The organism is Candidatus Skiveiella danica (assembly GCF_022705245.1).
Lineage (GTDB): Bacteria > Pseudomonadota > Gammaproteobacteria > Burkholderiales > Burkholderiaceae_C > Skiveiella > Skiveiella danica.
This window is the reverse complement of sequence record NZ_JAKJEW010000005.1, coordinates 114,280-138,252: the sequence shown is the minus strand read 5'-3', so window position 1 is coordinate 138,252 and position 23,973 is coordinate 114,280. Positions and strand designations below refer to the sequence as shown.

Sequence of the window (23,973 nt, the reverse complement as noted above, 5' to 3'; positions counted from 1 at the left end):
GAGAGCCAGAAATGAGCGAATCACAGGCTCCGGTCCGGCAGGTTCGCATTGCGGTTCGCCAGCATGCGCGTCGCTTGCTGCGGGATCCGTCCGATGTGAGCGCGCATTTCGCGCGCCTTCATGCCGCGCTGGAGTTGCCTGGGGCGGAACCGGTCCAGGGCGCGCTGGCGGATCTGTTCGTCACGTTTGGCGAGCGTGAGGAATCGCTCAAGCGAACGGCGCTGCAGATGGCGCGTGACCGGCTTGCGGTCCACGCGGCACGTTGGTTCGAGGCACAGGCCGGCCTGTCGCGCCTGTCACGCATCACACCGCTGGCCACCCGCTGGAGTGTGCTGGCGCGCCCATCGGCCGACATTTCGACCCGTGCCCGCCGTTGCAGCACCGACGATTCGCGGGCGCTGGCCGAACAGGTCATGCAGGCGGTCGCGCAGGGCGATGCGCAGGCGCAGCAGGAGTTCCTTCACCATTGTGTGACTTGCCACGACAATCTGGCCTTCATGCTCGCGCGTCGCGCCCTGCTGCGCTTTGGCGGGTCGTTGCCAGCCGACTGGGAAGCCGTCAGCCAACAGCTTGAGCAGGCCGGGACCACGCCATGAATGTGCTGGTCGCCGGGCTGTCGCCGCGTGACGAGGCCGCTTTCGGTTTCTTTCTGAGCCGTTCGATGAAGGGCTGGTCCTGGGCCAGCACGCCGGCCGGGCGCGGCACCGTATTGCCCAAGGCCGATCTGCTGGTGGCCGACCTGGTTGCGCTGGGACTGGCCCAGTGGTCGCAGGCCGCTGAGGCTGAGTTGCTGAGAGTGCTTCAGGGCAATTCGGCGGTGCTCCTGGTGCCATCGAACGACCAGACCTGGGCCACCATGAATCCGGTGACGGTGAAGCAGCATGCGCTCGTTTGGCTGCGGAAACCGTATGGCACCGAGGACATGCGCATGGCCCTCGAAAAGGCGGCGGCTGCGTGCCAGCAGGCCGCTGCGCCACCGCCTGCTGCCGCGAGAGCGAAGCCCGCGCCGAGAAGTCCCGGGGCTGTGCCCGGCGCGGCAACCCTGTCGGAGGGACCTGGTCCGGTCACGCCAACAGCGCCACCCGTCGCGCGATCGCCTCAGGAAAGGCCTGTGCTGCCGACCGTGAGTTTCCGTTCGCCAGCGAGTCTGCCCCAGGTGGTCAGCCACGATGCGAGCGACGAGGTTCCGGGTCTGTCGGCGCAGGACCTGCAAACCCGGCTCGCCGGCCTCCCGGATTCCGGGCGTCATCTGTTCCTTCGCAAGCTGGCGGCGATGCTGATGCAGAGGCAGCCATTCGAGGCGCGCTTCACGGTCCACAACTCCGTCATCTTCCATCCGGTCGATGGATGGGTGGCGAGCAACACCCCCATGATGGTGATTGAACGGGTCTGCCAAAGTGACGCGCTTGCCGCCGCGGTGACGGTTCGGGAAATCGAAGGCTCCCAGGCCGAAGAGCGCGCGCACCGCTTGGGCATGCCCCTGCGCGAACTCGACACCTTCCTTTGGGAGCTGGCGACGGCATCGTTGGACAAGAAGAGCGGCGGCGCGGCCGGCTCCCGACTGCACTGAGGTTGCTTCGACCATGGCAATTTCGACTTCGATTGCTGGCAATGTGGCTTCGGCGGATGTTCGTCGCTTGCTACCCGTCGGCTTGGCATTCCTACAACCTCATTCTTGACAGGTACTTCGATGACGACCCCAGCATCCGAATGGTTCATGTTGACCCCTGCGGGCGCCCTGCATGCTTTTGCCCGTGCTGAGCCCGGCGAATCGGAACTGGCCTTGCAGGCTCTGCTGACCGGCGATCGGGCGCTCGATGCCGCGGCATGGAGCGAGCGCGCTCCCCAGGCGCCTGCCCTCGTTGCGCAGGCCATTCAGGAGGGTTGGGTGCAGGTATTGCACCGGCCGCTGCAAGGACCGGATGCGAAGCTGGACGACTTCCTGCAGCACGTGATTGCTTCTTTGTCCGGTGAGCGTCGGGCCGTGCTGGCTTCTGAAGGCGGCTTCTGCCTCGGTCGTTCCGGGATCGATCAGGACGAGGCCGATGCGCTGAGCGCCGCTGCGGCCGACTATTCGGACTTTGCCGCTCGGCAGGCGCGCCGTGGCTGGAGCGGTGCCAAAGGACTGGTGTCTTTTCACGTCGACGCCGACTTCCTGCTACCGACCTTTTCGTTCGTACCGCTCTGGGTTGATGGCGCGGGCTACTGGCTGATCGTGGCGGGTGAACCCCTGCTCAACAATCCGGCGCTGGTTGAACTCCTCTGGGGCGTCAAGGCCGCCGGTACGCGCTTCGCCGTACCCGCCGGCCTCTAGATTGGGCCTTCGGCCGGGCGGAAGAAGCTGGCGAGCAGGTTGTGAAGCCCCGGCGACTCGTCGGCGAGTCGCCGGGGATTGACGAAGTAGGCCTCAACGGCCACCGCGAAAAACTCGCTTGGGGCCTGCGCGGCGTACGGGTCCATCCAGGGCATCTCCACGAGACCAGCGAAACGCTGTGCAGCCGCGACGCGATCGCTGAATCGGTCGTATTCGGCCTGCAAGCGCGAAAGCCACAATGTGCGTGCCTGCGACGCGCTGGTGCTGCCGAGGAAGCCGGACGGCAAAGGCGGGCAACCGTCGGCTTCCCCGTCGCGCATGTCGATCTTGTGGGCAAACTCGTGGATGACGACGTTATAGCCTTCTTCGGCGGTTGCGCCGGCATTGGCCACGTCCGACCAGCTCAGCATCACCGGTCCGCCGTCCATCGCCTCGCCGGTCAACGCCTCGCGGTAGTGGTGCACCACGCCGGATTCATCGGTCACTTCGCGGCGCGCAAGCACCTCGCCGCGGTGTAGCACGATGCCGACGAAGTCGTCATACCACTGCAGGGCGGCCATCGGGGACGCGGCGGGTGTCAGCCAGACCAGCGGCAGGCACGCCTGCGCGGCAACCGCCAACGCCATGGAATCGGTGACGGCCAGACCGGCGGCACCGTGGAACTCCTTTTCCCGGAGAAAAGCCATTGACAGCTCGCGCAGGCGGCCGCGGGCCGCGGGATCGAGGGTCTCCAGAAAAGGATAGGCCGCCAAGGTCCCAAGCCAAAGCTCGTCTGCCAACCGCAACCCATCCGTCCGCGTTGCGGTCGGGCTGAACTTTTGACGAAGCCAGCTCAACATCAGCCGATTGCGATGCGTTCCAGTCCGGCGCTGGACAGGCGCAGAACCTCGGCGCGGGGCGGCTTGGCGCGCATGTCCCAGTCGCTAAGTACCACACGGCGCAGTGTGGGTCCGGTGCTGGCGCGGGCACCTTCTGGCTCGGGCAGGTCGTGGGCGCCCGGGCGATGGGTGTGGCCGTGGATCAGGGTGGTTGCGCCGGCGGCCTGCAACCAGCCTCGGGCGGCCGTGGCGTCGACGTCGGCGTAGTCCCCGGGATTGCCGGTCGACGCGCGGTTGCCATGCTCACGAATCTGACGCGCGATGGCTCTTCGTTCGGCCAGCGGTCGTGCCAGCATCGCCGATTGCCATACGGGGTCGCGCACGACTTGGCGAAACTGCTGGTAAGAAACATCGTCCAGACACAGCGCATCGCCATGGGACAGCAGCCACCGACTCCCGGCAAAGGCCAGAACGGTGGGGTCGGCAAGACCCCGCATGCGGCTGGCCTCAAGGAAGTCCGGGCCCAGCAGGAAGTCCCGGTTGCCCTGCATGAAGTGGATCTCACATCGCTCGGCTGCCTTTGCCAGAATCCCGGCGCAGTCCTGCTCGAAGCCAGGCGCGGCCGCGGCGTCGTCGCCGACCCAGACTTCGAACAGGTCACCGAGGATGATGATGGCCTGTGCCGGCGTGCTGGTCAGATAGTGCTTCCAGGTGTCGACCGTGGCCGGATCGCCGGCTTGCAGGTGCAGGTCGGAAATGAAATCGATCCGATGCCAGGTCGCCGGTGCGTGGAGCTCAGGCAACACCGGCGCAGGCGCGGTCACGGTGGATTCCGGGTCAGAGGGCGACAGCCTTCTCGATGACCACATCCGTCACCGGCACATCGGCATGTCCCATCTTGTTTCCGGTCTTGACCGCCTTGATCTTGTCAACCACATCGGTGCCTGCAATCACCTTGCCGAAGACGGCATAACCCCAACCCTGGGCGCTGGGTGCGGTGTGGTTGAGGAAGTCGTTTTTCGCCACATTGATAAAGAACTGCGAGGTGGCGGAGTGGGGCGCATTGGTTCGGGCCATCGCCACGGTGTACATGTCATTCTTGAGACCGTTGTTGGCCTCGTTTTCGATCTGTGGATCGGTGGCCTTTTGCTTCATGCCCGGCTCCATGCCGCCGCCCTGGATCATGAAGCCCGGAATCACCCGATGAAAGACGGTGTTGTCATAGTGGCCCTTGTTGACATAGCTCAGGAAGTTGGCCACCGACTTGGGTGCCTTGTCCGCGTCCAGTTCAAGCGTGATGACGCCGTAGTTGGCGATGTGGAGTTCGACTTGGGGTTTGTTCATTTATTTCACCAGGGTGGCTGAGTTGATGATGATCGGCGTCTTGGGGACGTCCGAAGGGAAGGGGCCACCCGCACCAGTGGGTGTGGCCTTGATGCTGTTGACGACGTCCATGCCGCTGACAACCTTGCCGAAGACGGTGTAGCCGTACAGCTGGGGTGCATTCATCAGTTGGGCGCGCGGCGTATTTTCATAGACGCGGCCCTGGTATTCGAAGCGGGGCACGGGGTCACCCGGCGGGATCGGCGTGGGGTCGAGGAAGGCATTGTCCTTCACGTTGATGAAGAACTGGGCGGTTGCCGAGTGGGGGTCGTTGGTGCGCGCCATGGCCACGGTGCCGACCACGTTCTTAGCCCCACCCTTGGCGAGTGCGTCGCGGCCTTCGTGCGTCACCGCAGCACGGGTTGGCTTTTGCACGTACTTGGCATCAAAGCCGCCGCCCTGAACCATGAAATTGTCGATCACGCGGTGGAAAATGGTGCCGTCGTAGTGCTTGTCCTTGACGTATTGCAGAAAGTTCTCAACGGTCTTGGGGGCCTTGTCCGGATACACCTCGATCACGAAGTCCCCTGCCGTGGTGGTGAACTTGACGCGCGGCGCGTCGGCACCGATGGCCGGGCCGGAAAGAATCAAAAGAATTGCACTCGCCAGCAGCGCGCGGCGGGTAGCCGCAATCCTGTGAATCGTCATCCAAGCACTCCTTCAAAGAATATCTTCCACTGGGTGCCCCTGCGCACCCAGTATTGCCGCTTCACCACTCCGGTCCGCGTGCCGGCGACCACCTCGCCGAAGGTGGCGACCATGATGTCGGAACTGTCGGTCCAACGCAGGTAAGACAGATCCTTGAGTTCGATGCCACGTCCCTTTGCGCTGGCCATTTCACTGCGAAGCGTGGGCGTCCACTCCTGCAGCGTCTTGGCAAAGCTGCGGAAATCCGGTGCATAGTAGCCCAGCACGCGGTTCAGGTCACCACTGGCCTTGGCGCCGCGCCAGGCCTGCAGGGCGTCTTCGAAGGTCTTGCTGTCGGCGCGCACGCTGTGGGGCGGGGCCCAATGCAGTTGCTGTGCAATCACAACCGGGGTGGTGCGAACCTCCACGGTGCGGATGATGCGCTCCAGATCGGGGTTGGCCAACACCACTCAGCCGTCGGACGCTTTGGGCGCGCGCGAGAACTGGCCTGGCGGCGTGCCGTGCAGCCAGATGCCTCCACCGGTTTTCCCCCGGCTGACGTCCAGCGGGGTGCGCTGGTCCCCCTCCAGGTTCTTCTCAATACCTGATTTCCCGATTGAGGTGTAGTAATCGGCAATCAGCTTCAGACCTTCGGCGGAGTTCTCGAAAAGGTAGAGCCGCGACTTGGAGGTGTCCACCGCGATGGCATGGCGGGTGCGGGGCGACAAGGCCAGGAATTGCGACTGAATGCTCCCGGGCCGCGGGCGCTCGCGCAGTGCTTTCAGCCGGATGCGGGACTCTTCGCGCAGGTCGGCCAGCATCGGGGCTGCTGTCTTTATAGCAGTCCACGATGGCGACTCGGTCGCCGCACCGTACGACTGCTGGTACTGTCTGGCCAGTACCAGCCTTGGATACCGAGCGAAGACCCGCATCACAGCGCGTCTGGAACAGAAGCGGCACGCCGCGCGGGAGCCGTGTAGATCCATTTCATCCGGCGCCCGAAGATTCCTTCACGATGACCCACCGATCACCGGATTTCACCAAGTCCAAGGTCTTGCGGCTCGATAAGTTGAGCGAGTCGGCGTAGTAGCTCGGGCGGAACTTGGCGATGGCCTTATTGCCATACAAATCAAGGTTCAAGGTGGACAGCTTGACCGAAATACACGACTTGCCAAAGACGTGTCTGCGATGGTCTTCTTCCCACATCTTTCGCGTCTGCTTGCCCGGTGGGTCGAGGTCGGTGCCGTACGCGGAGAGAAAACGGGCCATGTCCTAGGCAGACCAGGCTGCCGCCCATGCGATCACCGCGGTTTCGACGCCATTCTCAGCGTTTGAGGGCGCTGCCGGGGTGGGTGCCGTTGCCGGGGTAGTGCTGGCAGCTTTCGCTGCAGGTTTGACCGGCGTGGCGGCAGGTATCGCCGGAGGCAGCGACACGGTGGCCGGCCCCAGTGTGCTCGCGGACGGCGTGCCGGCTGGGGCGGTGGTTGGTGTCTGCGTGGCAGGCGTTACCGCCGGAGCAGTCGGACGCACACCTTTTGCACCCAACGCAAAAACGCCGCCGATCAGGGCCAGCTTGGGCTGGACGCCGGTGTTGCTGCTGTCCAGTTGCAAAGCCTTGCTGTAGGCCTGGCTGGCGAGCTTGGCGTAGACATCGCCGAGGTTCTCATGGGCCGTGGCATAGCTGGGGTTGGTGCGGATGGCCATTTCCAGAGCGGCACGGGCCTTGTCGTACTGTCCCTGGCTCGCGTACAGCACGGCCAGGTTGTTGTACGGCTCGGGCAATTCCGGGTAATCCTCGGTCAGCTTGACAAACGTGCCGATCGCATCCGTCGGCTTGCCGGACTCGGTCTGGATCACGCCCTTGAGGAAGCGCATCTGCGGGTCACGCGGTTTGGACACCAGGTACTGGTCGGCCTTGGTCAGCGCTTCGGCCAGCTTGCCGGAGCGCACGAGTTGATTTACATCGCTGTATTCGTCTGCGTAAGTCAGTGGCGCTGCCAATGCGGTTGCCAAGGCAACCAGGCGGAAGACCTGACGCACGCAGTGCGTGATGGCAGACGGGGCGTTCTTCATGGCGTCTTTTCTAAAATGCGCAATAGCGAGCCCAAGCGCGGGCTTTATACTGGCCTCGATTGTAGCTGAGGGGGTCAAGTTACGACCCCGCCACGAAAGCCACTTCGCCACACCGACTCCGCTGGAAAAAGCACGCTTTCCATGCCATTTCTGCTCCGCTGCCCGCATTGATCCCATGAGCCTTCGCATCTACAACACCTTGTCGCGTTCCCAGGAGGCGTTTCACCCGATCGAGCCCGGTCATGTGCGCATGTATGTCTGCGGCATCACCGTCTATGACCTGTGCCACATCGGCCATGCGCGTGCCAATGTGGTGTTTGACGTGGTGCAGCGCTGGCTCAAGGCCTCGGGCCTGCGGGTGACCTTCGTGCGCAACATCACCGACATCGAAGACAAGATCATTCGCCGCGCGGTGGAAAACGACGAACCCATCAAGGCGCTGACCACGCGCATGATTGCCGAGATGTACCGGGACTTCGACGCGCTGGGCATCGAACGTCCGACCCATGACCCCTGTGCCACCGATTACGTGCCGCAGATGCTGGCGATCGTGAAGCTGCTGCAGGACAAGGGGCTGGCCTACCGCACCGAGGCGGGCGACGTGAACTATGCGGTGCGCAAGTTCCCGGGCTACGGCAAGCTGTCGGGGAAATCGCTGGACGAACTGCATGCGGGCGAGCGCGTGGCGGTGCTCGACGGCAAGGAAGACCCGCTGGATTTCGTGCTCTGGAAGGCGGCCAAGGCAACTGAGCCCGAGGACGCCAAATGGGACAGCGCCTGGGGGAAGGGTCGTCCGGGCTGGCATATCGAATGCTCGGCCATGGCCTGCGCGACGTTGGGCGAGACCTTCGACATCCACGGCGGCGGAGCGGACCTGCAGTTCCCGCACCATGAGAACGAGATCGCGCAGAGTGAAGGCGCGCACGGCAAGCCCCTCGCGCGGTTCTGGATGCACAACGGCTTCGTGAACATCGACAACGAGAAGATGTCGAAGAGTCTCGGCAACTTTTTCACCATCCGTGAGGTGCTGGAGAAGTTCGACGCCGAAACCATTCGGTTCTTCATCGTGCGCGCGCACTACCGCAGCCCGCTGAACTACAGCGATGTGCACCTGGACGACGCGCGCAATGCGCTACGCCGCTTGTATACCGCGCTTGACGCCGTGACGCCGGCTGCCGTGGACATTGAATGGACGCAGCCCCATGCAGCCCGCTTCAAGGCGGCGATGGACAACGACTTCGCAACGCCGGAGGCCGTAGCGGTGTTGTTTGAATTGGCGGCCGAGATCAACCGTGGCAAGTCGCCCCAGGTGGCCGGGCTGCTCAAGACGCTCGGCGGTGTATTGGGCTTGCTGCAGTGTGACCCGAAAGCCTTCTTGCAAGCGGGCGCCGGGCTCGACGAAGCCAGCATCCAGCAGCAGATCGTTGCCCGGGCGGCAGCCAAGAAAGCCCGTAACTTCGCCGAGGCCGACCGCATTCGCGACGACTTGCTGGCCCAGGGTATTGTGCTCAAGGATTCCGCCGCTGGCACGACCTGGGAAGCGGCCCAGTGAGGGCTTTCTGCATGATTTTTTGCCTTTCCCAGCGTCGAACGGTTCATGTCTGCTACAAAAATTAAAGCTCCCGAGATCGCCACACCGGCCTATTGGGACGAGGCCTGCAAGCACCTGATCCGCAAGGACCGGGTCATGAAGCGGCTGATCCCGCAGTTTGGTGACGCCTGTTTGCAGTCGCGCGGCGACGCCTTCACGACTTTGGCCCGAAGCATCGTGGGCCAGCAGATCTCGGTCAAGGCGGCACAGACGGTGTGGGACCGGTTTGCGGGCCTGCCACGGGCCATGACGCCGCCCAACGTGCTCAAGCTCAAGGTGGACGACATGCGGGCGGCGGGGTTGAGCGCGCGCAAGGTCGAGTACCTGGTTGATTTGGCCTTGCATTTCGACTCCGGCGCTGTGCATGTCGGATCCTGGGAGGGCATGGACGACGAGGCCATCATTGGCGAACTGGTGGCGATTCGTGGCATTGGCCGCTGGACCGCCGAGATGTTCCTGATCTTCCACTTGCTGCGGCCCAATGTGCTGCCACTGGACGATGTGGGCCTGATCAACGGCATCAGCCGGAACTATTTTTCCGGCGAGGCCGTCAGCCGCAGCGATGCGCGCGAGGTGGCCGCTGCATGGGCGCCTTACCGCAGCGTGGCGACTTGGTATATTTGGCGCTCCCTCGACCCCGAGCCCGTCGCTTACTGAGCCCTCGGACATCGGACAAGCCCCCTCGCGGTGAACCAGGAGAACAGTCGTTGGCCAAGAGAACATTTCTGGATTTTGAGCAACCGATTGCCGATCTCGAAGGCAAGATTGAAGAGCTGCGCTATGTGCAGACCGAGTCTGCCGTTGATATTTCAGAAGAGATCGATCAGCTCAGCAAGAAGAGCCAGCAGCTCACCAAGGACATCTATTCGGACCTCACGCCGTGGCAGATCACCAAGATTGCCCGCCATGCCGAGCGTCCCTACACGCTGGACTATGTCAACGAAATATTCACCGATTTCGTCGAACTCCACGGCGATCGGCATTTTGCCGACGACCTGAGCATCGTCGGCGGCCTGGCGCGTTTCAATGGCACGGCCTGCATGGTGTTGGGGCAGCAGAAGGGCCGCGACACCCGTGAACGCGGCCTGCGCAACTTCGGCATGAGCAAGCCCGAGGGCTATCGCAAGGCCTTGCGGCTCATGAAGACCGCCGAGAAATTCAAGCTGCCGGTTTTTACCTTCGTGGACACGCCGGGCGCCTATCCGGGCATCGACGCCGAGGAGCGCGGCCAGTCGGAAGCGATAGGGCGCAACATCTTCGAGATGGCGCAACTGGAAGTGCCGATCATCACGACCATCATCGGTGAGGGCGGCTCCGGCGGCGCACTGGCGATCTCTGTGGGCGACCAGGTGCTGATGCTCCAGTATTCGATCTACTCGGTCATCAGCCCGGAAGGCTGCGCCTCGATTCTCTGGAAGACCTCCGACAAGGCCCAGGAGGCGGCCGAAGCCTTGGGCATCACTGCGCATCGACTCAAGGCCCTCGGCGTGGTGGACAAGATCGTGAACGAACCCGTGGGCGGCGCCCACCGTGATCCCCGCCAGATGGCCGCCTTTCTCAAGCGGGCTCTCAACGATGCCTTCCGCCAGGTCGGCGATCTCAAGGTCAAGGACCTGCTGGAGCGCCGCTATGAGCGGATCAAAGGCTATGGCCGTTTCACCGACACCAAGGCCGACAGCAAGTAAGGCCACCACGGGCGCGTGAACCGCCCGCGCCCGAACTCCCGCCATGAGCCAGACCCTGCCTGAGGCACTGGCTGCATTCCATCCCGGCTTGCCCCTGGCGGTTGCGCTCAGCGGCGGCGCAGATTCCACCGCGCTGTTGCTGGCCTGCGCCGAAAAATGGCCCGGGCAGGTGCGCGCCATGCACGTTCACCATGGCCTTCAGGCGGCGGCTGATGGCTTCCAGTTGCACTGCGAGACGTTGTGCGCACGCCTGGGTGTGCCATTGGCCGTGCGCCGGGTGGACGCGCGGCACGGGCGCGGCGCAAGCCCCGAAGATGCCGCCCGCCAGGCAAGATACGAAGCTTTTGAGGCAATTCCCAGCGTGGAATGGACCGATGTTGCTATCGAAAACATTGCGATTGCCCAGCATGCGGACGATCAGGTCGAGACCATCCTGCTGGCCCTGTCGCGCGGCGCGGGCCTGCCCGGCCTGTCGGCCATGCCGGCTTGCTGGCAACGGGGCGGCCTGACCTTCCACCGCCCGCTGCTGGCGGTGCCCGGCCCGGCTATCCGTGACTGGCTGATCGCGCGCGGCGAGGCATGGGTGGAAGACCCCAGCAATGCCGATGTACGGTTCACCCGCAACCGCATCCGGGCACGCCTGCTGCCGGCCATCGAAGCGGCGTTCCCGCACTTTCGCGAGACCTTTGCCCGCAGTGCGGCCCATGCCGCACAGGCCCAGGCGATCCTCTGCGACCTTGGCGCGCAGGACCTGGTGGCCCTGGGCCTGCCACCCCGGATCGACGGGCTTCAAGCCTTGTCCCGACCGCGCCAGGCCAACGCGCTGCGCCATTGGCTGCGCCAGGTCCACGGCACCAGCGCGAGCAAAGCGCAACTGGATGAACTGCTGGACCAACTGGCCGACTGCACCACACGGGGCCATCATCTGCACCTGAAGATCGGCCGGGGATTCGTGCGCCGGCAGGGCGATACCCTCGAGTGGCATGCCGCCTGAGTGCGGTGTCCGGATGCCGTCGGTCCGGTTGGTACAATCCCGAGGCTTTGCCGGACCCTGCCGGTGGGGCTTTTCGGCGCGTCTGGGGTGCTTTCGAGCCGATCCGGGGCCGCGCTATTCCCGTTTTTCCGCATCACACCACATGGCATTGATCGTTCATAAATACGGCGGCACGTCGATGGGCTCGACCGAGCGCATCCGCAACGTCGCCCGGCGGGTCGCCAAATGGGCCCGAGCCGGCCACCAGATGGTGGTTGTTCCCAGCGCCATGAGTGGCGAAACCAACCGGCTGCTCGGCCTCGCCAAGGAGTTGGCGCCCTCCAAGGCGGACACGGCGTACAACCGCGAACTCGACATGCTGGCCGCGACCGGTGAGCAGGCCTCGTCGGCGTTGCTGGCCATCGCGCTACAGGCCGAAGGGATGGAGTCGGTCAGTTACGCCGGCTGGCAGGTTCCGATCCGCACCAACAGTGCCTATACCAAGGCGCGCATCGAGAGCATCGATGACCAGAAGGTGCGCGCCGACCTGACCGCTGGCAAGGTGGTCATCGTCACCGGCTTCCAGGGTGTCGACGACGCGGGGCACATCACCACGCTGGGCCGAGGCGGCTCCGACACCTCGGCCGTGGCCGTGGCGGCCGCGATGAAAGCCGACGAATGCCTGATCTACACCGATGTGGATGGCGTCTACACCACCGATCCGCGCGTGGTACCCGAGGCCCGGCGTCTACAGACGGTGAGTTTCGAGGAAATGCTGGAGATGGCGAGCCTGGGCTCCAAGGTTCTGCAGATCCGCTCGGTCGAATTCGCCGGCAAGTACAAGGTTCCCATGCGCGTGCTGTCCAGTTTCACGCCCTGGGATATCAACATTGACGAGGAAGCCAAGTCCGGCACCCTGATCACCTTTGAGGAAGACGAAAAAATGGAACAAGCCGTCGTATCCGGTATTGCGTTCAATCGCGACGAAGCCAAAATTTCCGTACTTGGCGTGCCCGACAAGCCCGGCATCGCCTACCAGATCCTGGGTGCGGTGGCCGATGCAAACATCGAAGTCGACGTGATCATCCAGAACGTCAGCAAGGATGGAAAGACCGACTTCAGCTTCACCGTGCACCGCAACGACTACGCACGGACGATCGACCTCCTGAAAGACAAGGTGGTGCCGGCGCTGGGCGCGCAGGAAGTGGCGGGCGACGCCAAGATCTGCAAGGTCTCCATCGTCGGCATCGGCATGCGCAGCCACGTGGGCATTGCCAGCAAGATGTTCCGTTGCCTGTCGGAAGAAGGCATCAATATCCAGATGATCTCCACCTCGGAGATCAAGACCTCGGTCGTGATCGACGAAAAGTACATGGAACTGGCCGTGCGAGCGCTGCACCGCGTGTTCGAACTGGACCAGCCAGCCGCCTGAAGCGGCGGCCTGCTTGAGGCATAATACGTACGCTGGAAACGTGACCGAGTGGCCGAAGGTGCTCCCCTGCTAAGGGAGTATGGGGTGTAGAGCCTCATCGAGGGTTCGAATCCCTCCGTTTCCGCCAAAGATAAGTTTTAGGACTTCCAAAGAAGTCCAAAAAACAAGAAAAAAGCCCCGTAATTCATAGAGTTACGGGGCTTTTTCGTTTGTTAGCGTCCAGCAAAGTGTTTTGACAGCCACTTCATTCCGGGGGCATATTCGGGGGCATCAATCGGGATTTTCCGGTGCCCCCAAGAAAAGTGCCCCCAAATGCCACTGACCAAGATCGAATGCGACCGGGCCGCGTGCCCACCAGGGCGGCCCGTTGCCCGCTTGTCTGATGAAAAGGGGATGTACCTTGAGGTCACGGCGGCCGGGGGCAAGTACTGGCGGATGAAGTACCGCCACGGCGGCAAGGAAAAGCGCCTGGCGCTGGGGGTGTACCCGGCTGTTTCCCTGGCACAGGCCCGCAAGGCCCGTGACCTGGCACGCGAGACGCTGGCCGCTGGCAACGACCCCGCACAGATCAAGCGTGACGCGAAGCTGATCCGGGCCATGAGCGACGCGAACACCTTTGAGAAAGTGGCCCGCCAGTGGTGGGAACACTGGAAAGGTCCCAAGAGCCCGCGCCATGCTGACTACGTGATTCGACGCCTTGAGGCGGACGTGTTCCCGGCGCTGGGGGCACGCCCGGCCGCCAGTGTCACGGCCCCCCAGTTGCTGGCGATGGCAAAGGCAATCGAGGCCAGAGGCGCAGTGGACATTGCCAAGCGGTCATTGCAGACGTGCGGACAGATCCTGCGGTTTGCAGTGGCGCATGGCCTGATCGAGCGCAACCCGGCCGCCGATGTGCGGCCCTCCGACGCCCTCAAGCCCCGCACCAAAGAGAACTACGCCCGACTGGACGCAAAGGAAATGCCCGAGCTGCTGCGCAAGATCGAGGCGTACCAGGGCAGCGCCTACACCCGCCTGGCCATGAAGCTGATGGCCCTTACCTTTGTACGCACGGGCGAACTGATCGGGGCGCGGTGGGCGGAATTCGACCTGGGGGCGGCTGAGTGGCGCATCCCGGCCGCCCGCATGAAGATGAAAACCCCGCACATCGTGCCTTTGGCCCCGCAAGCGGTGGAAGTGTTGCAGGCGCTGGAAACAGTGCCCGGGGGCCGTGCGCTGCTGTTCCCTGGAGAGCGCGACCACGAAAAGCCCATGAGCAACAACACCATATTGGCCGCGTTGAAACGCATGGGCTACGCGGGCCGAATGACCGGACACGGCTTCCGGGGGGTGGCTTCGACCATCCTGCACGAACAGGGCTACCCGCACCACGTCATAGAGCTACAGCTTGCGCACCAGGAGCGAAACGCAACGGTGGCCGCTTACAACCACGCAACCTACCTGAAAGAGCGCCGGGCCATGATGACCGCCTGGGCGATCCACCTGGACAAGCTGCGCAAGGGTGCCGACGTGATCGAACTACCCCAGCGGGCCGCGTGACCATGACGAAAAGCACCGCGTGCAGACGTTTGCACGGGCTTCCAACCCTTGCTAACGGCGGAAATCGTAGGGATGCAGGGGGGAAATCGTTGAAACCCAGCATTCATGCGGGTTTGCGGCCGATACCTGTAGGGACCTGGCAGGGGGCAAACAGGGGGCAAATAGGGACTGAATTAGATGATGAAGATTTATTCAATCATTCATACCCTGCCACTTCCCAGCTAAACCGCCCGGCGCTGCACCTGTGCGGCCCGTAGTGGCCCACCATGCACGTTTATGGAAATGAGCGCAAAGAGGCCTTCCCCTGGAACCCCTCAGCGGGCCGCGAAACGGTGGCGAATGCCCCCAACGATGAAAGAATCCGCCATGCCCGGCGGCGGTTTGAGCCGGGCACAAAAGGCGACGGAGCGGGTGTCATCACCACCCGCCCCGCCTGGCCACAAACAGGCTACAAAGGAGCTTGAATCATGGTTGCAACAAACTCTACAGCAAAGGCAAAGCGGCCGGCCGGCCGGTCCGGCGTCAGGACGTGCGAACCCGCCCCCGCTTATGGCGTTCCCGATGGCGTGCTTTCGTTCCGGCACGGGCTGCGGGCGCGCGAACGCGGGGTGCTTGATCGAGCACTCGAAATCGTGGGGCGGGCCTTACGTGAACGCGAGGTTTTCCGCACGCCCGATGCGGTGAAGCACTACCTGCAATTGCACCTAGCCGGGGAACAGCGCGAGCATTTCGCGGTCATGTACCTGGACAGCCAACACCGGCTGATCGCGTTTCAAGTCCACTTCACGGGCACGGTGACGCAGACCAGCGTGTACCCGCGCGAGATCGTGCTTGCGGCACTGGGCTACAACGCGGTAGCCGCAGTGCTGGCCCACAACCACCCCTCAGGCACCGTTACCCCAAGTCCTGCCGACGAGGCTCTGACGCAGGCCCTGAAAGCGGGGCTGGCATTGGTTGATGTGCGGGTGCTGGATCATGTGATCGTGGCACCAGGCGCAGCCCTGAGCATGGCCGAACGGGGCCTGATCTGAGGGCTTGAGTTTTGCCACGCCTAGCCCGACGGGGCGAAAAGCCGGACACCTTCACCGGCCTGGCGCTGGCACCCAATGAAGGCCGCACCGTGAAGGGGGCGCGAATGAAGAAGCACCAAACACCGGCTAGCCCAAAGGCCGACGCGAACACTGGCTTTAAGCTAGGTTTCGACAGCGAAGCGGCATTCGTTATCGGTCTCGATGGGGAAAAGTATGACGGGACGGAAGGCGATTTGGCCAGTATGGCGGCCCGATATATCGAACAGGAAAGAATCGAGCGCGAACGCCTGTTTGACGGGCTTAAAAGGGCGGCAGAGTTTCAAGGGAAATGCGAGGATGACGCAGCGGAATTTGTCGCGCTTTACTGGAGCGGTTACGACGGCAAAAGCAATACCCTTTGCCTTGAGAAGTTTGAACGCTGGCTACAGGATCACGAGCCATTGGACCGCTGGTTCTATATTCACCTGATCGAAGCGGCGGGCGCGAAAGCATTGGAGCTTGGATACTCGCAACACAAGTCCGACATTGCCAAATCCAAGAATGCCCAGCCTCGCGCCTGGGTGCTTTCAGAGTGGCACAACAGGACCGACAAAGGGCAAAGCAAAGCGTCATTTGCACGGCAATATGCCCCGATAGTAAAGAAGCGGTTCCCGAAGGATTCGGCTGCTGTGACCCCCGATACCATCGCCCGAGAGTGGCTGCCAAAGGCCAAAAAAGCAGCGCCCAAATAGGGGGTTTGCTAGCAAACCGCGTGGTTTGCTGGCTGGCTACATTTACCGCGATTGCGGCAACGTAGACCATGCATTCCTCAACTTCATGAGGCATGTATGGACCCCAGAAAACCACCCGAAACCCAGCCCGAGCAAAGCACGCACGGCGCAACCCCCAAGACCTATGACGGCCGCGTGACCGTCACCCAGACCCGGCCCGAAAAGCTGCTCAGATTGGACGCAGTGGAGGAACGAACGGGCTTGAAAAAATCAAGCGTCTATGCCGGGATGAAATCACACACCTTCCCGGCCCCCGTGCGTCTGTCTGCCCGCGCGGTGGCTTGGCGTGAAAGCGAAATTGACCAGTGGATTGCGGCCCGGACGGCGACCCGTTGATTGGGTCGCGAAGTGGCGACCATCAAGAGCCTTGAGCAAGCCCGCATCCTTGCTGAAGCCAGAAAACTTTTCAAGGCAAGTTTCTTCCCAAGCCAGCCGATCTGGCGGCGGCGCATTCGATACGCCTGGCAGACCAGTTTGAAACGGGGTTTTGTCGTGGAGCTGCTGCCAAGCCTTGAGCTTCAAGTGAAAGACGGCAAGACCGGCGAAGTGCTTTGCATCGGTCCAGCGATCCCTCCCCATGAAAAAAACAACCATCACGCCTGAGCTGATCCGCGAAGCGCTTTCGCACATCCCGGCGAACTGCGACCGCGAAACCTGGGCACGGGTGGCGATGGCCATCAAGTCCGAATATCCCGACAGCACGGGCCGCGAACTGTTCGAGGCATGGAGCGCCACGGCCGATAACTTCGACCCCAAGGCCACGGCCGCCACCTGGCGCAGCGTGAAGGCAGGCGGCGGCGTAACCGTTGGCACGTTGCTGCACCTGGGCAAAGAAAACGGCTTCACACTGCCCAAACCCGACCAGGCACCGGCCGCACCCAGCCCCGAAGCCCTGGCGCAACGCGAACGCGACCGAGCCGAAAGCCAACGGCGCGAGCAAGCCCGCACCAAAGCCGCCCACACCCGCGCAGCGGCCGAAGCGGCGGCCCTGTGGGGGCAAGCCAGCGACGCGGGCGAAAGCGCCTACCTGACCGCCAAGGGTGTGCAGGCGTATGGACTGCGCTTCACGGATGACGGCCGCGTGCTGGTGCCTATGCGCGACGCGGGCGGCGAGTTGCGCAACGTGCAAACGATCAACGCCAGCGGGGTAAAACGCTTCCTTCCCGGTGGCCCAAAGTCCGGGCTGTGGCACTGGTGCGGCACACCCGAAGGTGCGCCCGTGCTGGCCGTGTGCGAGGGCTACGCCACGGCCGCCAGTGTTCACCAGGCCACGGGCCGCCCGACTGCTGTGGCCTTTGATGCGGGCAACCTGGCCAACGTGGCAAAGACCCTGCGCAAGCTGTACCCGGCCGTTTTGGTTGTGATTGCTGGCGATGATGACCGCGCCACCGAAGCCCGCACCGGATCGAACCCCGGCCGCCTGAAGGCCGAAGCGGCGGCGCGTGCGGTGCATGGCCTTGCCGTGTTCCCCGCGCCCCTTCCTGAAAATGGATCTGATTTCAACGATCTGCACCAGGGCGAAGGGCTTGACGCGGTGCGGGCTTGTATCGAAGGCGCAATCGAGGCGCACCAGGCCTGCGCATCGGCCGCCCACGCTGCGCAAACCGACCGGCAGGGCAACCCTAGACACGGCCCGCGCCATGCGCCCCACGATGGCGGCAACGATGCCCACGACACCGGCCGCGCCTTTGACCGCTTCCATGTTGACGATGAAGGCGTCTGGTTCACCCCGCCCGGCGATGATGGCGGGATGCCGCGCAAAGTGTGCGGGCCGCTGCGCGTCACGGGCCTGGCCCGCGACGGCAACGACAACCAGGCGGCATTGCTGTTGGAGTTCGATACGCCCTTCCGGGCTGGGCGGCGCTGGTTGATGCAGCTGTCCATGCTGGCGGGCGATGGGGCCGCGTTTCGATCCGCGCTGCTGAGCCAAGGATTCATGACCCCGACCGATGCGAAGCGCCGGGGATGGTTGACCGAATACCTGCAAAGCCGCGCCCCTGCCGAGCTGGTGCGGCATGTTCCCCGTGTCGGCTGGCACGGCCGCTGCTACGTGTTGCCAGAAGAGACGCTGGGCACCAGCCCGAGCGGCGAGCGTGTGATCTTTCATAGCGAGGCAGGCATTGAAGCCCGCTTCAGTCAACGCGGCACGCTGGAACGATGGCGGCAAGACCTGGCCCGCCTGTGCATCGGTAACAGTCGGTTTGCATTCGCCACGGCGACCGCGTTTGCCGGGCCGCTGCTGGCCTGGGCAGCGGGCACACCTGGAGGCGGATTTCAGTTGACCGGCCCGACCAGTATCGGCAAAACGACCGCCTACCTGATCGCTGCGAGCGTGTTCGGAAAGGGTACAGAAAACGACCCCGAGAGCTACATCCAGAAATGGCGCGGCACATCAAATGGGTTCGAGTACCTTGGGGAGCAACACAACGACGCGACCTTGATCCTTGACGAAATGGGCGCGATTGACGCGATTGAAGCCGGGCTCGTGGCGTACATGCTGGCCGACGGTGCAGGAAAGAGCCGCGCAAAGGCGGGCGGCGGACTGCGCCAGAAGCCAACCTGGCGCACGCTGTTTCTGAGCAGTGGCGAGGTTTCGCTTGAGCAACACATGCGCACGGCCGGCAAGGTGATGAAGGGCGGGCAGGAAGTCCGGCTGATCCCGATCCCGGCCGAAGTGTTGCCTGGCTCTGCGGCCGAAACCAATCATGAATTTGACGGGGGGCATGAGCTATCCGGCTGGGTGAAGCAACACGCGGCCCGCTGCTACGGCACGGCAGGGCGTGCCTGGCTGGAGTATCTGGTGAGCCATACCGAAGGGCTGGCGGCGACGCTGCGCGAGCGTATGAACGCTGTAGAGGCGCAGATCGTGCCCGAGAGCGCGGCCGGGCAAGTCCAACGCGGCGGGCGGCGCTTCGCCTTGGTGGCAGCGGCGGGCGAGCTGGCCACCGAAGCCGGCTTGACCGGCTGGCCAGCGGGTGAAGCCACGCGGGCCGCCCGTGCCTGCTTCGAGGCGTGGATTCAATCGCGGGGCGGGTCCGGCAGTAGCGAAGTCGCGGCCATGCTGCGACAGGTGCGGCGCTTCCTTGAAACCAACGGTGACGGTCGCTTCTCGTATTGGCATCGTTCCGGCGCCAATGACCGCGTTCCGAAGACCTTGATGCGGGCCGGGGTACGGCGGATGCTGGATTCGGGCGGCAAGCCAATCAAGACCAACTCTCAGCACGGCGCAGAAATTGGCGACGAGATGCCCGCAGACATTGGTGAGGGCATGAGCTTCGAATACTACGTCCTGGCTGAGACGTTCAAGACCGAAGTCTGTCAGGGCTTCGACCACCAGGCGGTGGCCCGCGTGCTTCTGGAGCATGGGTGCTTGATTACCAGGGAACCCGGCCGCTACAGCATCAAGACCACGTTACCCGGCATCGGCCCCGCCCGGTGCTACCTCATCCCGCCCGCCATCTTCGGGCTTGACCCATGACCCGGCGGAGCACACGGGCCGCCGAAGGGCGGCGGGGCGCCGAAGTTCATTCCGCGCAGCAAAACCAAGGCACCAGGATGCAATGGAAGCTGAAGGCGGGGCCGAAAGCTGGCCCACCCCCTTGTGGGTCCTTCCACATCACCCGCCAACGCGGGTTGTTCGTGCCGCGTCAAAAGGCTAGCGGGTGGCCTGGCAATTAGTTACTCAACAAGGTAAATGCATGGCAAAAGTTAGCAAGGCTGAGCGGGATCGACCCGTTACGCGGCTATGAGGGGGCCCAATATGACGCCTCCCCTGCGAGGTGATGCGCTGCTGGAGGCGCTTTCGACCGGCGCGTTCAACCAGGATGCGATGGTGGCGCTTTTACTGGCTGCACAGATGTGGCTTGCGTCCGGCGGCACGACGTCGATCAATCGGTTTCTCAGACTCCCCGCCACGGGCGCGCAACTTAAAAAGGCGACCCGGAATTACTGGCTTCGCAAGGCGGCCGACACGATGAATGATCCAAGTTCGTTCAAACGCGCCTGCTACCTGGAGCGCGAGCTGAACGCATTCATCACGCGCGGGCCGTGGGCGACCTGGCGAGAGTGGCAGCACCCGCCCGAGGGCTGTAGCGATCTGCGGCGGTGCCTTTTCTACGTGGCCAAGTTCAATGATGGCGAAGGTCTGACAGACCGCACGATCTACCAAGCGGTGAAGTGAATGGCCGAAGCTTTTTCAGTGGATAGCGATTTCAATGGAGGCTCCATCAACCAACCGAAAGGCGAACATGCAGGTCATTTTTGTGCATGGCGGATACATCAACGACATGGGGCCGTTCGAGCCTGGGGCACTTGTTTCCGTGCCAGATGAGATTGGCAATCATCTGTTGGGAACCGGGGCCGTAACGCCCGTGCTCCCGGCCAGCAAAAAGCCGATCTCTTTTTCTCTGAACGTCAAGTTCGACAACAAGGAACCCACCGATGTTTGACCTTTTTTCCGTTCGCAAGAACCTGAAGAATTTCGCCGACGAGCTGGCATCTGTGCGGGTGCAAATTGAAGAGGTGACGCGCGAGATTGAAGACGTCAACTTCGCACCGCTGCCCGATGCTGATGTGCTGGCCATGTTCCGCACCTGGGCCGAACGCGGGGCAAACGAATATCAAGCCCACCTGAAAACCGTCATCAACGGCGTGCGGCACCGTCCAACCATCACCGATGGCGACGTTTACCGGCACCTGCAAAACATGGAGCTTCTGCCCGAGCCGAGCATGAACCGGCCGCTGAGTCACGACAAAAAACTGTGCGGCTTGTTTGGGCCAGATGCTGTTGTGGCGCTGCTGGCCGAGCGAATGGCAGCAATGGACCTGCCCGCTGCCGGGCTGCCGCGTGCAGAGCGAGCAAAGGCCCTGGAAGCACTTGAAGCGAAGCTGTCCAAGCTGAAGGCGACCGAGGCCAATTTGCTGGCCACGGCAGAGAAGGCCGGGCTGGCCGTTTCGTGAATTGAGTCAGTCACGCGGGCCGAGGGACGAAGCCCATAGGCGCGTGCGAGCGACAGTCCGGCGGTGTCCGGCACATACGCTGAACATGGGCTTCGACTGGGGGCCGGGTTGTCACCGCAACCCGGCCGTGAGTCACCAGGCACGGCGCAAGTTCACGGCGCAAGTGCGGCATGACTCACACCACCACCAATAGGAAGGACCCGCCATGAATGAGCCGCAAAAAGCCGCCTACGCCGAGGGCTTCGCAATGATCGTGAAGAATTTTCAGGCCGGCTCACGACTTGACATGGAGCGATTGACCGCCTTGATAAATGCTGCGTTGTCTGGAGACACCTCAATTGCGGAGAGCACCAAGGTTGTCGCCCGAGATGGAAACGGCGAGATTGAAAAAATCATAACGCACGAGGTCCGGCGCAACGAGCGGGCGGGATACGTCCTGATCGGAGCTTTCAATGCAGTTGAGGGCATCCGTGCCGGGCTGGCCGCCAAGGGCGTCTCCTTTACCGTGAGCGCAGCACCGTGAACAACTTCATCAACATCATCAACGCGCCGTGGGCCATCGAACCCGGCAAGCTGCTGGAGATTCAAGCCATCTACGCCACGCGCCTACGCGGCGAGAAAATCGACCTGGAGGCCATCGAAAAGCGCCTGGGCCGCCCGCTGGCCAACGAGCCCAAGGCCTTCGACATCATCGACGGCGTTGCCGTGCTGCCCATCGAGGGCATCATTGCCAAGCGCATGAACCTGTTCACGCAAATCAGCGGCGGCACCAGCACCCAAATTGCGGCGCAATCTCTGCAAAGTGCGCTACTCGATCCGTCCGTGCATAGCATCATCCTTTCCATCGACAGCCCCGGCGGCACCGTGGACGGAACCGAAGCCTTGGCAAATGCCGTCCATGCCGCGCGATTGCAGAAGCCCGTGGTGACGCTGGCTAGCGGCACCATTTGCAGTGCAGCCTACTGGATCGGCAGCGCCGCGCAATCGGTATTCCTGGCGGATGGCACCACACAAGCCGGGAGCATTGGCGTTGTGTCCACTCACACCGACATTTCCGGCTCGCAAGCCGCGCAGGGCGTCAAGACAAGCGAGATAACCGCCGGCCGATACAAGCGCATTGCCAGCAACTACGCCCCCCTGAGCGAAGAAGGCCGGCAAACGATTCAAAACCAGGTGGACTACACCTACAGCCTGTTTGTGGAGGCCGTTGCCAAGAATCGGGGCGTCAGCACAGCAACCGTTTTGCGCGACATGGCCGACGGTAAGGTTTTCGTTGGCAAACAGGCCATCGACGCAGGGCTTGCCGACGGCATCGTGACGATGCCCAATCTGGTTTCAATGCTGAACAAGGACCGCACCGCAGCGAAAGCCGCTTCGGCATCTGCGGCAAATCGCCCCAAGACCCGGGCCGAACTTGACCAGGCAGCGAAGAACTACATGCGCAGCCGACCTGGCACGGATTATCTGTCTGCGGTCAAGGCGGTAGAGCGCCTGGCATGAGCCCCTTTTACCTCTGACTGCCCAGCGGTAACGCAGGGCTTCACGACCGGCCGCAAGGCCGCGACCTGCCTGGCCACGGTGACAGCCATCAAACTGTGGAATCCTTCGGGGTTTTTCGTGCGGCGGTGGCACCGAAGGAGGAAAAGCCCGGCAGTGTCCGGGCTTTTTCCGTGGCTAGATATTGCACCTCTGCGCGATCAGGATAAGCGGTGAGGCGTGCCGTTCCGTTCAGGTGAACAGCCAGCAAATGCCGCAGGCCAGCAGCACGAAGGCAATGCGACGCACCCACTTGGCGCTGATGCCGCGCGTGGCGGCCAAGGCGGTGGCGTCGCCAGCGGCAATGGCGATCAGGGATGTGATGTGGTCCATGCCGGGAGCGTACTCTGATGGCCAACGAAGTCAAGATCAAGCTGAGCGTGGATGGCGCGAGCTCAAGGCGCGGGATACGGGTTGGGACGGGTCAGCGCATGAACAGGCCGAACAGCACGGCCGCGCCCAGCGCCTGCATCCGCGTCAGTCCGGCCCAGCGGGCCAGCGCGCCGAAGGCCAGCCATAGGCAATACAGGCCGGCAAATACCGTGACTGTAGCCATGAGATCGAAAAAACCGTTCAGGGCGGGCATGGGCGGATTTTAGCCTTCGCGTCCGGTCAACAGCCAGCTTGCGCCACGCGCTACCGCGTGCGCGGCGTCGGACAGCACCAATGCCGCAGCACCCAGCAGGCACAGCACGAAGCCTTGCATGAAGAACGCGCTCAGCGCCTCGTGCAGCGGCAGGCTCAGCAGGGCCAGCAGGCCGCATGCTATGGCAAGGTGGAGTATGAATCGGAAGGGGGACATGAGGGCAATCGTAGCATGAGGGTTGCGCGCTGGTGGCCCGGACCTGCCTGCACCTTGCTGGAGTGAGTTGCCCCCTGTGCCCCCTGCTGAAAAACGTTTAGTCCCTACACTGCCGGGACTGGAATTCTTCAATGGTGACAACGGGTTACGAGCGTTTTTCATTTTCGTCCCGGTAGTCCCTACAAAACGAAGCGGGAGCCCGAAGCCGACCGGGGCAAGCACGGGCCAAACCGCCTGGGGATCAAGCTGGCAAGGTGCCCAGCGTTGCAGAAGGGCCACAAAACGCAATGCGCTATCCGACCCGCCAGAGATGATGGGACGGGCCACTGAAAAGCCGGGGAAGCCTGTGCGACTTGGGGGCATATTCGGGGGCACATTCTGAAATTGAAAAACGTGAAACCTAGTATCCATGCGGGTTTCAAGGCATCATGTGAAGCCCTCCG

General features: G+C 63.0%; 27 protein-coding genes, 1 tRNA gene and 2 pseudogenes. 20 read left to right on the top strand and 10 right to left on the bottom strand.

The genetic code is table 11. The features are described from left to right. Nucleotides 1-11 precede the first annotated feature (11 nt). The 3 genes from ACMUOY_RS04705 to ACMUOY_RS04695 all read left to right on the top strand — a co-directional run bounded on the left by ACMUOY_RS04705 (nt 12) and on the right by ACMUOY_RS04695 (nt 2,314). Nucleotides 12-596, top strand: a complete 585-nt coding sequence (locus tag ACMUOY_RS04705; protein WP_413891536.1) for a hypothetical protein — start codon at nt 12-14, stop codon at nt 594-596. Further along, entirely contained in the window at nt 593-1,570 is a 978-nt protein-coding gene (locus ACMUOY_RS04700) for a hypothetical protein (RefSeq protein ID WP_413891535.1), read from the top strand. The genes ACMUOY_RS04705 and ACMUOY_RS04700 overlap by 4 nt, the downstream gene beginning before the upstream one ends. A 120-nt stretch (nt 1,571-1,690) precedes the next feature. Further along, the gene (locus ACMUOY_RS04695) at nt 1,691-2,314 is read left to right on the top strand and encodes a hypothetical protein (protein WP_413891534.1); all 624 of its coding nucleotides are present in this window, start codon (nt 1,691-1,693) and stop codon (nt 2,312-2,314) included. On the opposite strand, the gene ACMUOY_RS04690 is transcribed toward ACMUOY_RS04695, so the two are convergent. The 7 genes and pseudogenes from ACMUOY_RS04690 to ACMUOY_RS04660 all read right to left on the bottom strand — a co-directional run bounded on the left by ACMUOY_RS04690 (nt 2,311) and on the right by ACMUOY_RS04660 (nt 7,215). Further along, nucleotides 2,311-3,153, bottom strand: coding sequence for a zinc-dependent peptidase (locus tag ACMUOY_RS04690; RefSeq protein ID WP_413891533.1), 843 nt, complete (start codon nt 3,151-3,153; stop codon nt 2,311-2,313). The genes ACMUOY_RS04695 and ACMUOY_RS04690 overlap by 4 nt on opposite strands. Continuing rightward, entirely contained in the window at nt 3,153-3,956 is an 804-nt protein-coding gene (locus tag ACMUOY_RS04685; protein WP_413891532.1) for a UDP-2,3-diacylglucosamine diphosphatase, read from the bottom strand. Before ACMUOY_RS04685 ends, ACMUOY_RS04690 begins: the two co-directional genes overlap by 1 nt. Before the next feature lie 13 nt (nt 3,957-3,969). Further along, nucleotides 3,970-4,476 (bottom strand): peptidylprolyl isomerase, encoded by a 507-nt coding sequence (locus ACMUOY_RS04680; RefSeq protein ID WP_413891531.1) that lies wholly within the window; start codon nt 4,474-4,476, stop codon nt 3,970-3,972. Further along, nucleotides 4,477-5,163 carry a peptidylprolyl isomerase gene (locus tag ACMUOY_RS04675; protein WP_413891530.1) on the bottom strand — a complete coding sequence of 229 codons (687 nt, stop codon included), beginning with the start codon at nt 5,161-5,163 and terminating at the stop codon, nt 4,477-4,479. Continuing rightward, nucleotides 5,160-6,011: pseudogene (locus ACMUOY_RS04670) on the bottom strand (L,D-transpeptidase family protein); the annotation flags it as partial. The pseudogene ACMUOY_RS04670 and the gene ACMUOY_RS04675, both read right to left, overlap by 4 nt. A 118-nt stretch (nt 6,012-6,129) precedes the next feature. Further along, nucleotides 6,130-6,411 carry a hypothetical protein gene (locus tag ACMUOY_RS04665; RefSeq protein WP_413891529.1) on the bottom strand — a complete coding sequence of 94 codons (282 nt, stop codon included), beginning with the start codon at nt 6,409-6,411 and terminating at the stop codon, nt 6,130-6,132. A gap of 3 nt (nt 6,412-6,414) precedes the next feature. Further along, nucleotides 6,415-7,215 (bottom strand): tetratricopeptide repeat protein, encoded by an 801-nt coding sequence (locus tag ACMUOY_RS04660; protein WP_413891528.1) that lies wholly within the window; start codon nt 7,213-7,215, stop codon nt 6,415-6,417. 175 nt (nt 7,216-7,390) lie between these two features. Here ACMUOY_RS04660 and cysS point away from each other — a divergent pair, with 175 nt between their 5' ends. From cysS to ACMUOY_RS04575, 17 genes and pseudogenes are all read left to right on the top strand, one after another. Then, nucleotides 7,391-8,767, top strand: coding sequence for a cysteine--tRNA ligase (gene cysS, locus ACMUOY_RS04655; RefSeq protein ID WP_413891527.1), 1,377 nt, complete (start codon nt 7,391-7,393; stop codon nt 8,765-8,767). A gap of 45 nt (nt 8,768-8,812) precedes the next feature. Beyond that, on the top strand, nt 8,813-9,463 hold the full coding sequence (locus ACMUOY_RS04650) for a DNA-3-methyladenine glycosylase family protein (protein WP_413891526.1): 651 nt from the start codon (nt 8,813-8,815) through the stop codon (nt 9,461-9,463). 50 nt (nt 9,464-9,513) lie between these two features. After that, nucleotides 9,514-10,491: an acetyl-CoA carboxylase carboxyltransferase subunit alpha gene (locus ACMUOY_RS04645; protein WP_413891525.1), complete on the top strand. Its 978-nt coding sequence runs from the start codon at nt 9,514-9,516 to the stop codon at nt 10,489-10,491. Between the two features lie 43 nt (nt 10,492-10,534). Beyond that, a complete protein-coding gene (gene tilS, locus ACMUOY_RS04640) occupies nt 10,535-11,485 on the top strand; it encodes a tRNA lysidine(34) synthetase TilS (protein ID WP_413891524.1) in 951 nt (316 codons plus the stop codon). Nucleotides 11,486-11,627: 142 nt separating this feature from the next. Continuing rightward, nucleotides 11,628-12,896, top strand: a complete 1,269-nt coding sequence (locus ACMUOY_RS04635) for an aspartate kinase (protein ID WP_413891523.1) — start codon at nt 11,628-11,630, stop codon at nt 12,894-12,896. Nucleotides 12,897-12,930: 34 nt separating this feature from the next. Then, nucleotides 12,931-13,023: transfer RNA gene (locus tag ACMUOY_RS04630), tRNA-Ser, on the top strand. Between the two features lie 185 nt (nt 13,024-13,208). Then, nucleotides 13,209-14,432, top strand: a complete 1,224-nt coding sequence (locus ACMUOY_RS04625) for a tyrosine-type recombinase/integrase (protein WP_413891522.1) — start codon at nt 13,209-13,211, stop codon at nt 14,430-14,432. A gap of 590 nt (nt 14,433-15,022) precedes the next feature. Next, nucleotides 15,023-15,463, top strand: a pseudogene (gene radC, locus ACMUOY_RS04620) (RadC family protein); the annotation flags it as partial. An 11-nt stretch (nt 15,464-15,474) separates the two neighbouring features. Then, on the top strand, nt 15,475-16,194 hold the full coding sequence (locus ACMUOY_RS04615) for a hypothetical protein (RefSeq protein WP_413891521.1): 720 nt from the start codon (nt 15,475-15,477) through the stop codon (nt 16,192-16,194). Between the two features lie 96 nt (nt 16,195-16,290). Continuing rightward, nucleotides 16,291-16,569: a helix-turn-helix transcriptional regulator gene (locus ACMUOY_RS04610; protein ID WP_413891520.1), complete on the top strand. Its 279-nt coding sequence runs from the start codon at nt 16,291-16,293 to the stop codon at nt 16,567-16,569. Nucleotides 16,570-16,581: 12 nt separating this feature from the next. Next, nucleotides 16,582-16,836 (top strand): hypothetical protein, encoded by a 255-nt coding sequence (locus ACMUOY_RS04605; RefSeq protein ID WP_413891519.1) that lies wholly within the window; start codon nt 16,582-16,584, stop codon nt 16,834-16,836. Continuing rightward, nucleotides 16,811-19,711, top strand: a complete 2,901-nt coding sequence (locus ACMUOY_RS04600; protein ID WP_413891518.1) for a DUF927 domain-containing protein — start codon at nt 16,811-16,813, stop codon at nt 19,709-19,711. The genes ACMUOY_RS04605 and ACMUOY_RS04600 overlap by 26 nt, the downstream gene beginning before the upstream one ends. Nucleotides 19,712-19,993: 282 nt before the next feature. Continuing rightward, nucleotides 19,994-20,413, top strand: a complete 420-nt coding sequence (locus ACMUOY_RS04595) for a hypothetical protein (RefSeq protein ID WP_413891517.1) — start codon at nt 19,994-19,996, stop codon at nt 20,411-20,413. Nucleotides 20,414-20,480: 67 nt separating this feature from the next. Next, on the top strand, nt 20,481-20,681 hold the full coding sequence (locus tag ACMUOY_RS04590) for a hypothetical protein (RefSeq protein ID WP_413891516.1): 201 nt from the start codon (nt 20,481-20,483) through the stop codon (nt 20,679-20,681). Then, nucleotides 20,674-21,192, top strand: coding sequence for a hypothetical protein (locus ACMUOY_RS04585; protein ID WP_413891515.1), 519 nt, complete (start codon nt 20,674-20,676; stop codon nt 21,190-21,192). The genes ACMUOY_RS04590 and ACMUOY_RS04585 overlap by 8 nt, the downstream gene beginning before the upstream one ends. Before the next feature lie 205 nt (nt 21,193-21,397). Then, nucleotides 21,398-21,715, top strand: coding sequence for a hypothetical protein (locus ACMUOY_RS04580; RefSeq protein WP_413891514.1), 318 nt, complete (start codon nt 21,398-21,400; stop codon nt 21,713-21,715). Then, on the top strand, nt 21,712-22,692 hold the full coding sequence (locus ACMUOY_RS04575; RefSeq protein WP_413891513.1) for a S49 family peptidase: 981 nt from the start codon (nt 21,712-21,714) through the stop codon (nt 22,690-22,692). The genes ACMUOY_RS04580 and ACMUOY_RS04575 overlap by 4 nt, the downstream gene beginning before the upstream one ends. 228 nt (nt 22,693-22,920) lie before the next feature. Here the strand turns inward: ACMUOY_RS04575 and ACMUOY_RS04570 are convergent, their stop codons facing one another. The 3 genes from ACMUOY_RS04570 to ACMUOY_RS04560 form a co-directional block, all read right to left on the bottom strand. Next, the gene (locus ACMUOY_RS04570) at nt 22,921-23,061 is read right to left on the bottom strand and encodes a hypothetical protein (protein WP_413891512.1); all 141 of its coding nucleotides are present in this window, start codon (nt 23,059-23,061) and stop codon (nt 22,921-22,923) included. Between the two features lie 91 nt (nt 23,062-23,152). Continuing rightward, entirely contained in the window at nt 23,153-23,314 is a 162-nt protein-coding gene (locus ACMUOY_RS04565) for a hypothetical protein (RefSeq protein ID WP_413891511.1), read from the bottom strand. Between the two features lie 9 nt (nt 23,315-23,323). After that, on the bottom strand, nt 23,324-23,530 hold the full coding sequence (locus tag ACMUOY_RS04560) for a hypothetical protein (protein WP_413891510.1): 207 nt from the start codon (nt 23,528-23,530) through the stop codon (nt 23,324-23,326). Nucleotides 23,531-23,973: the final 443 nt, after the last annotated feature.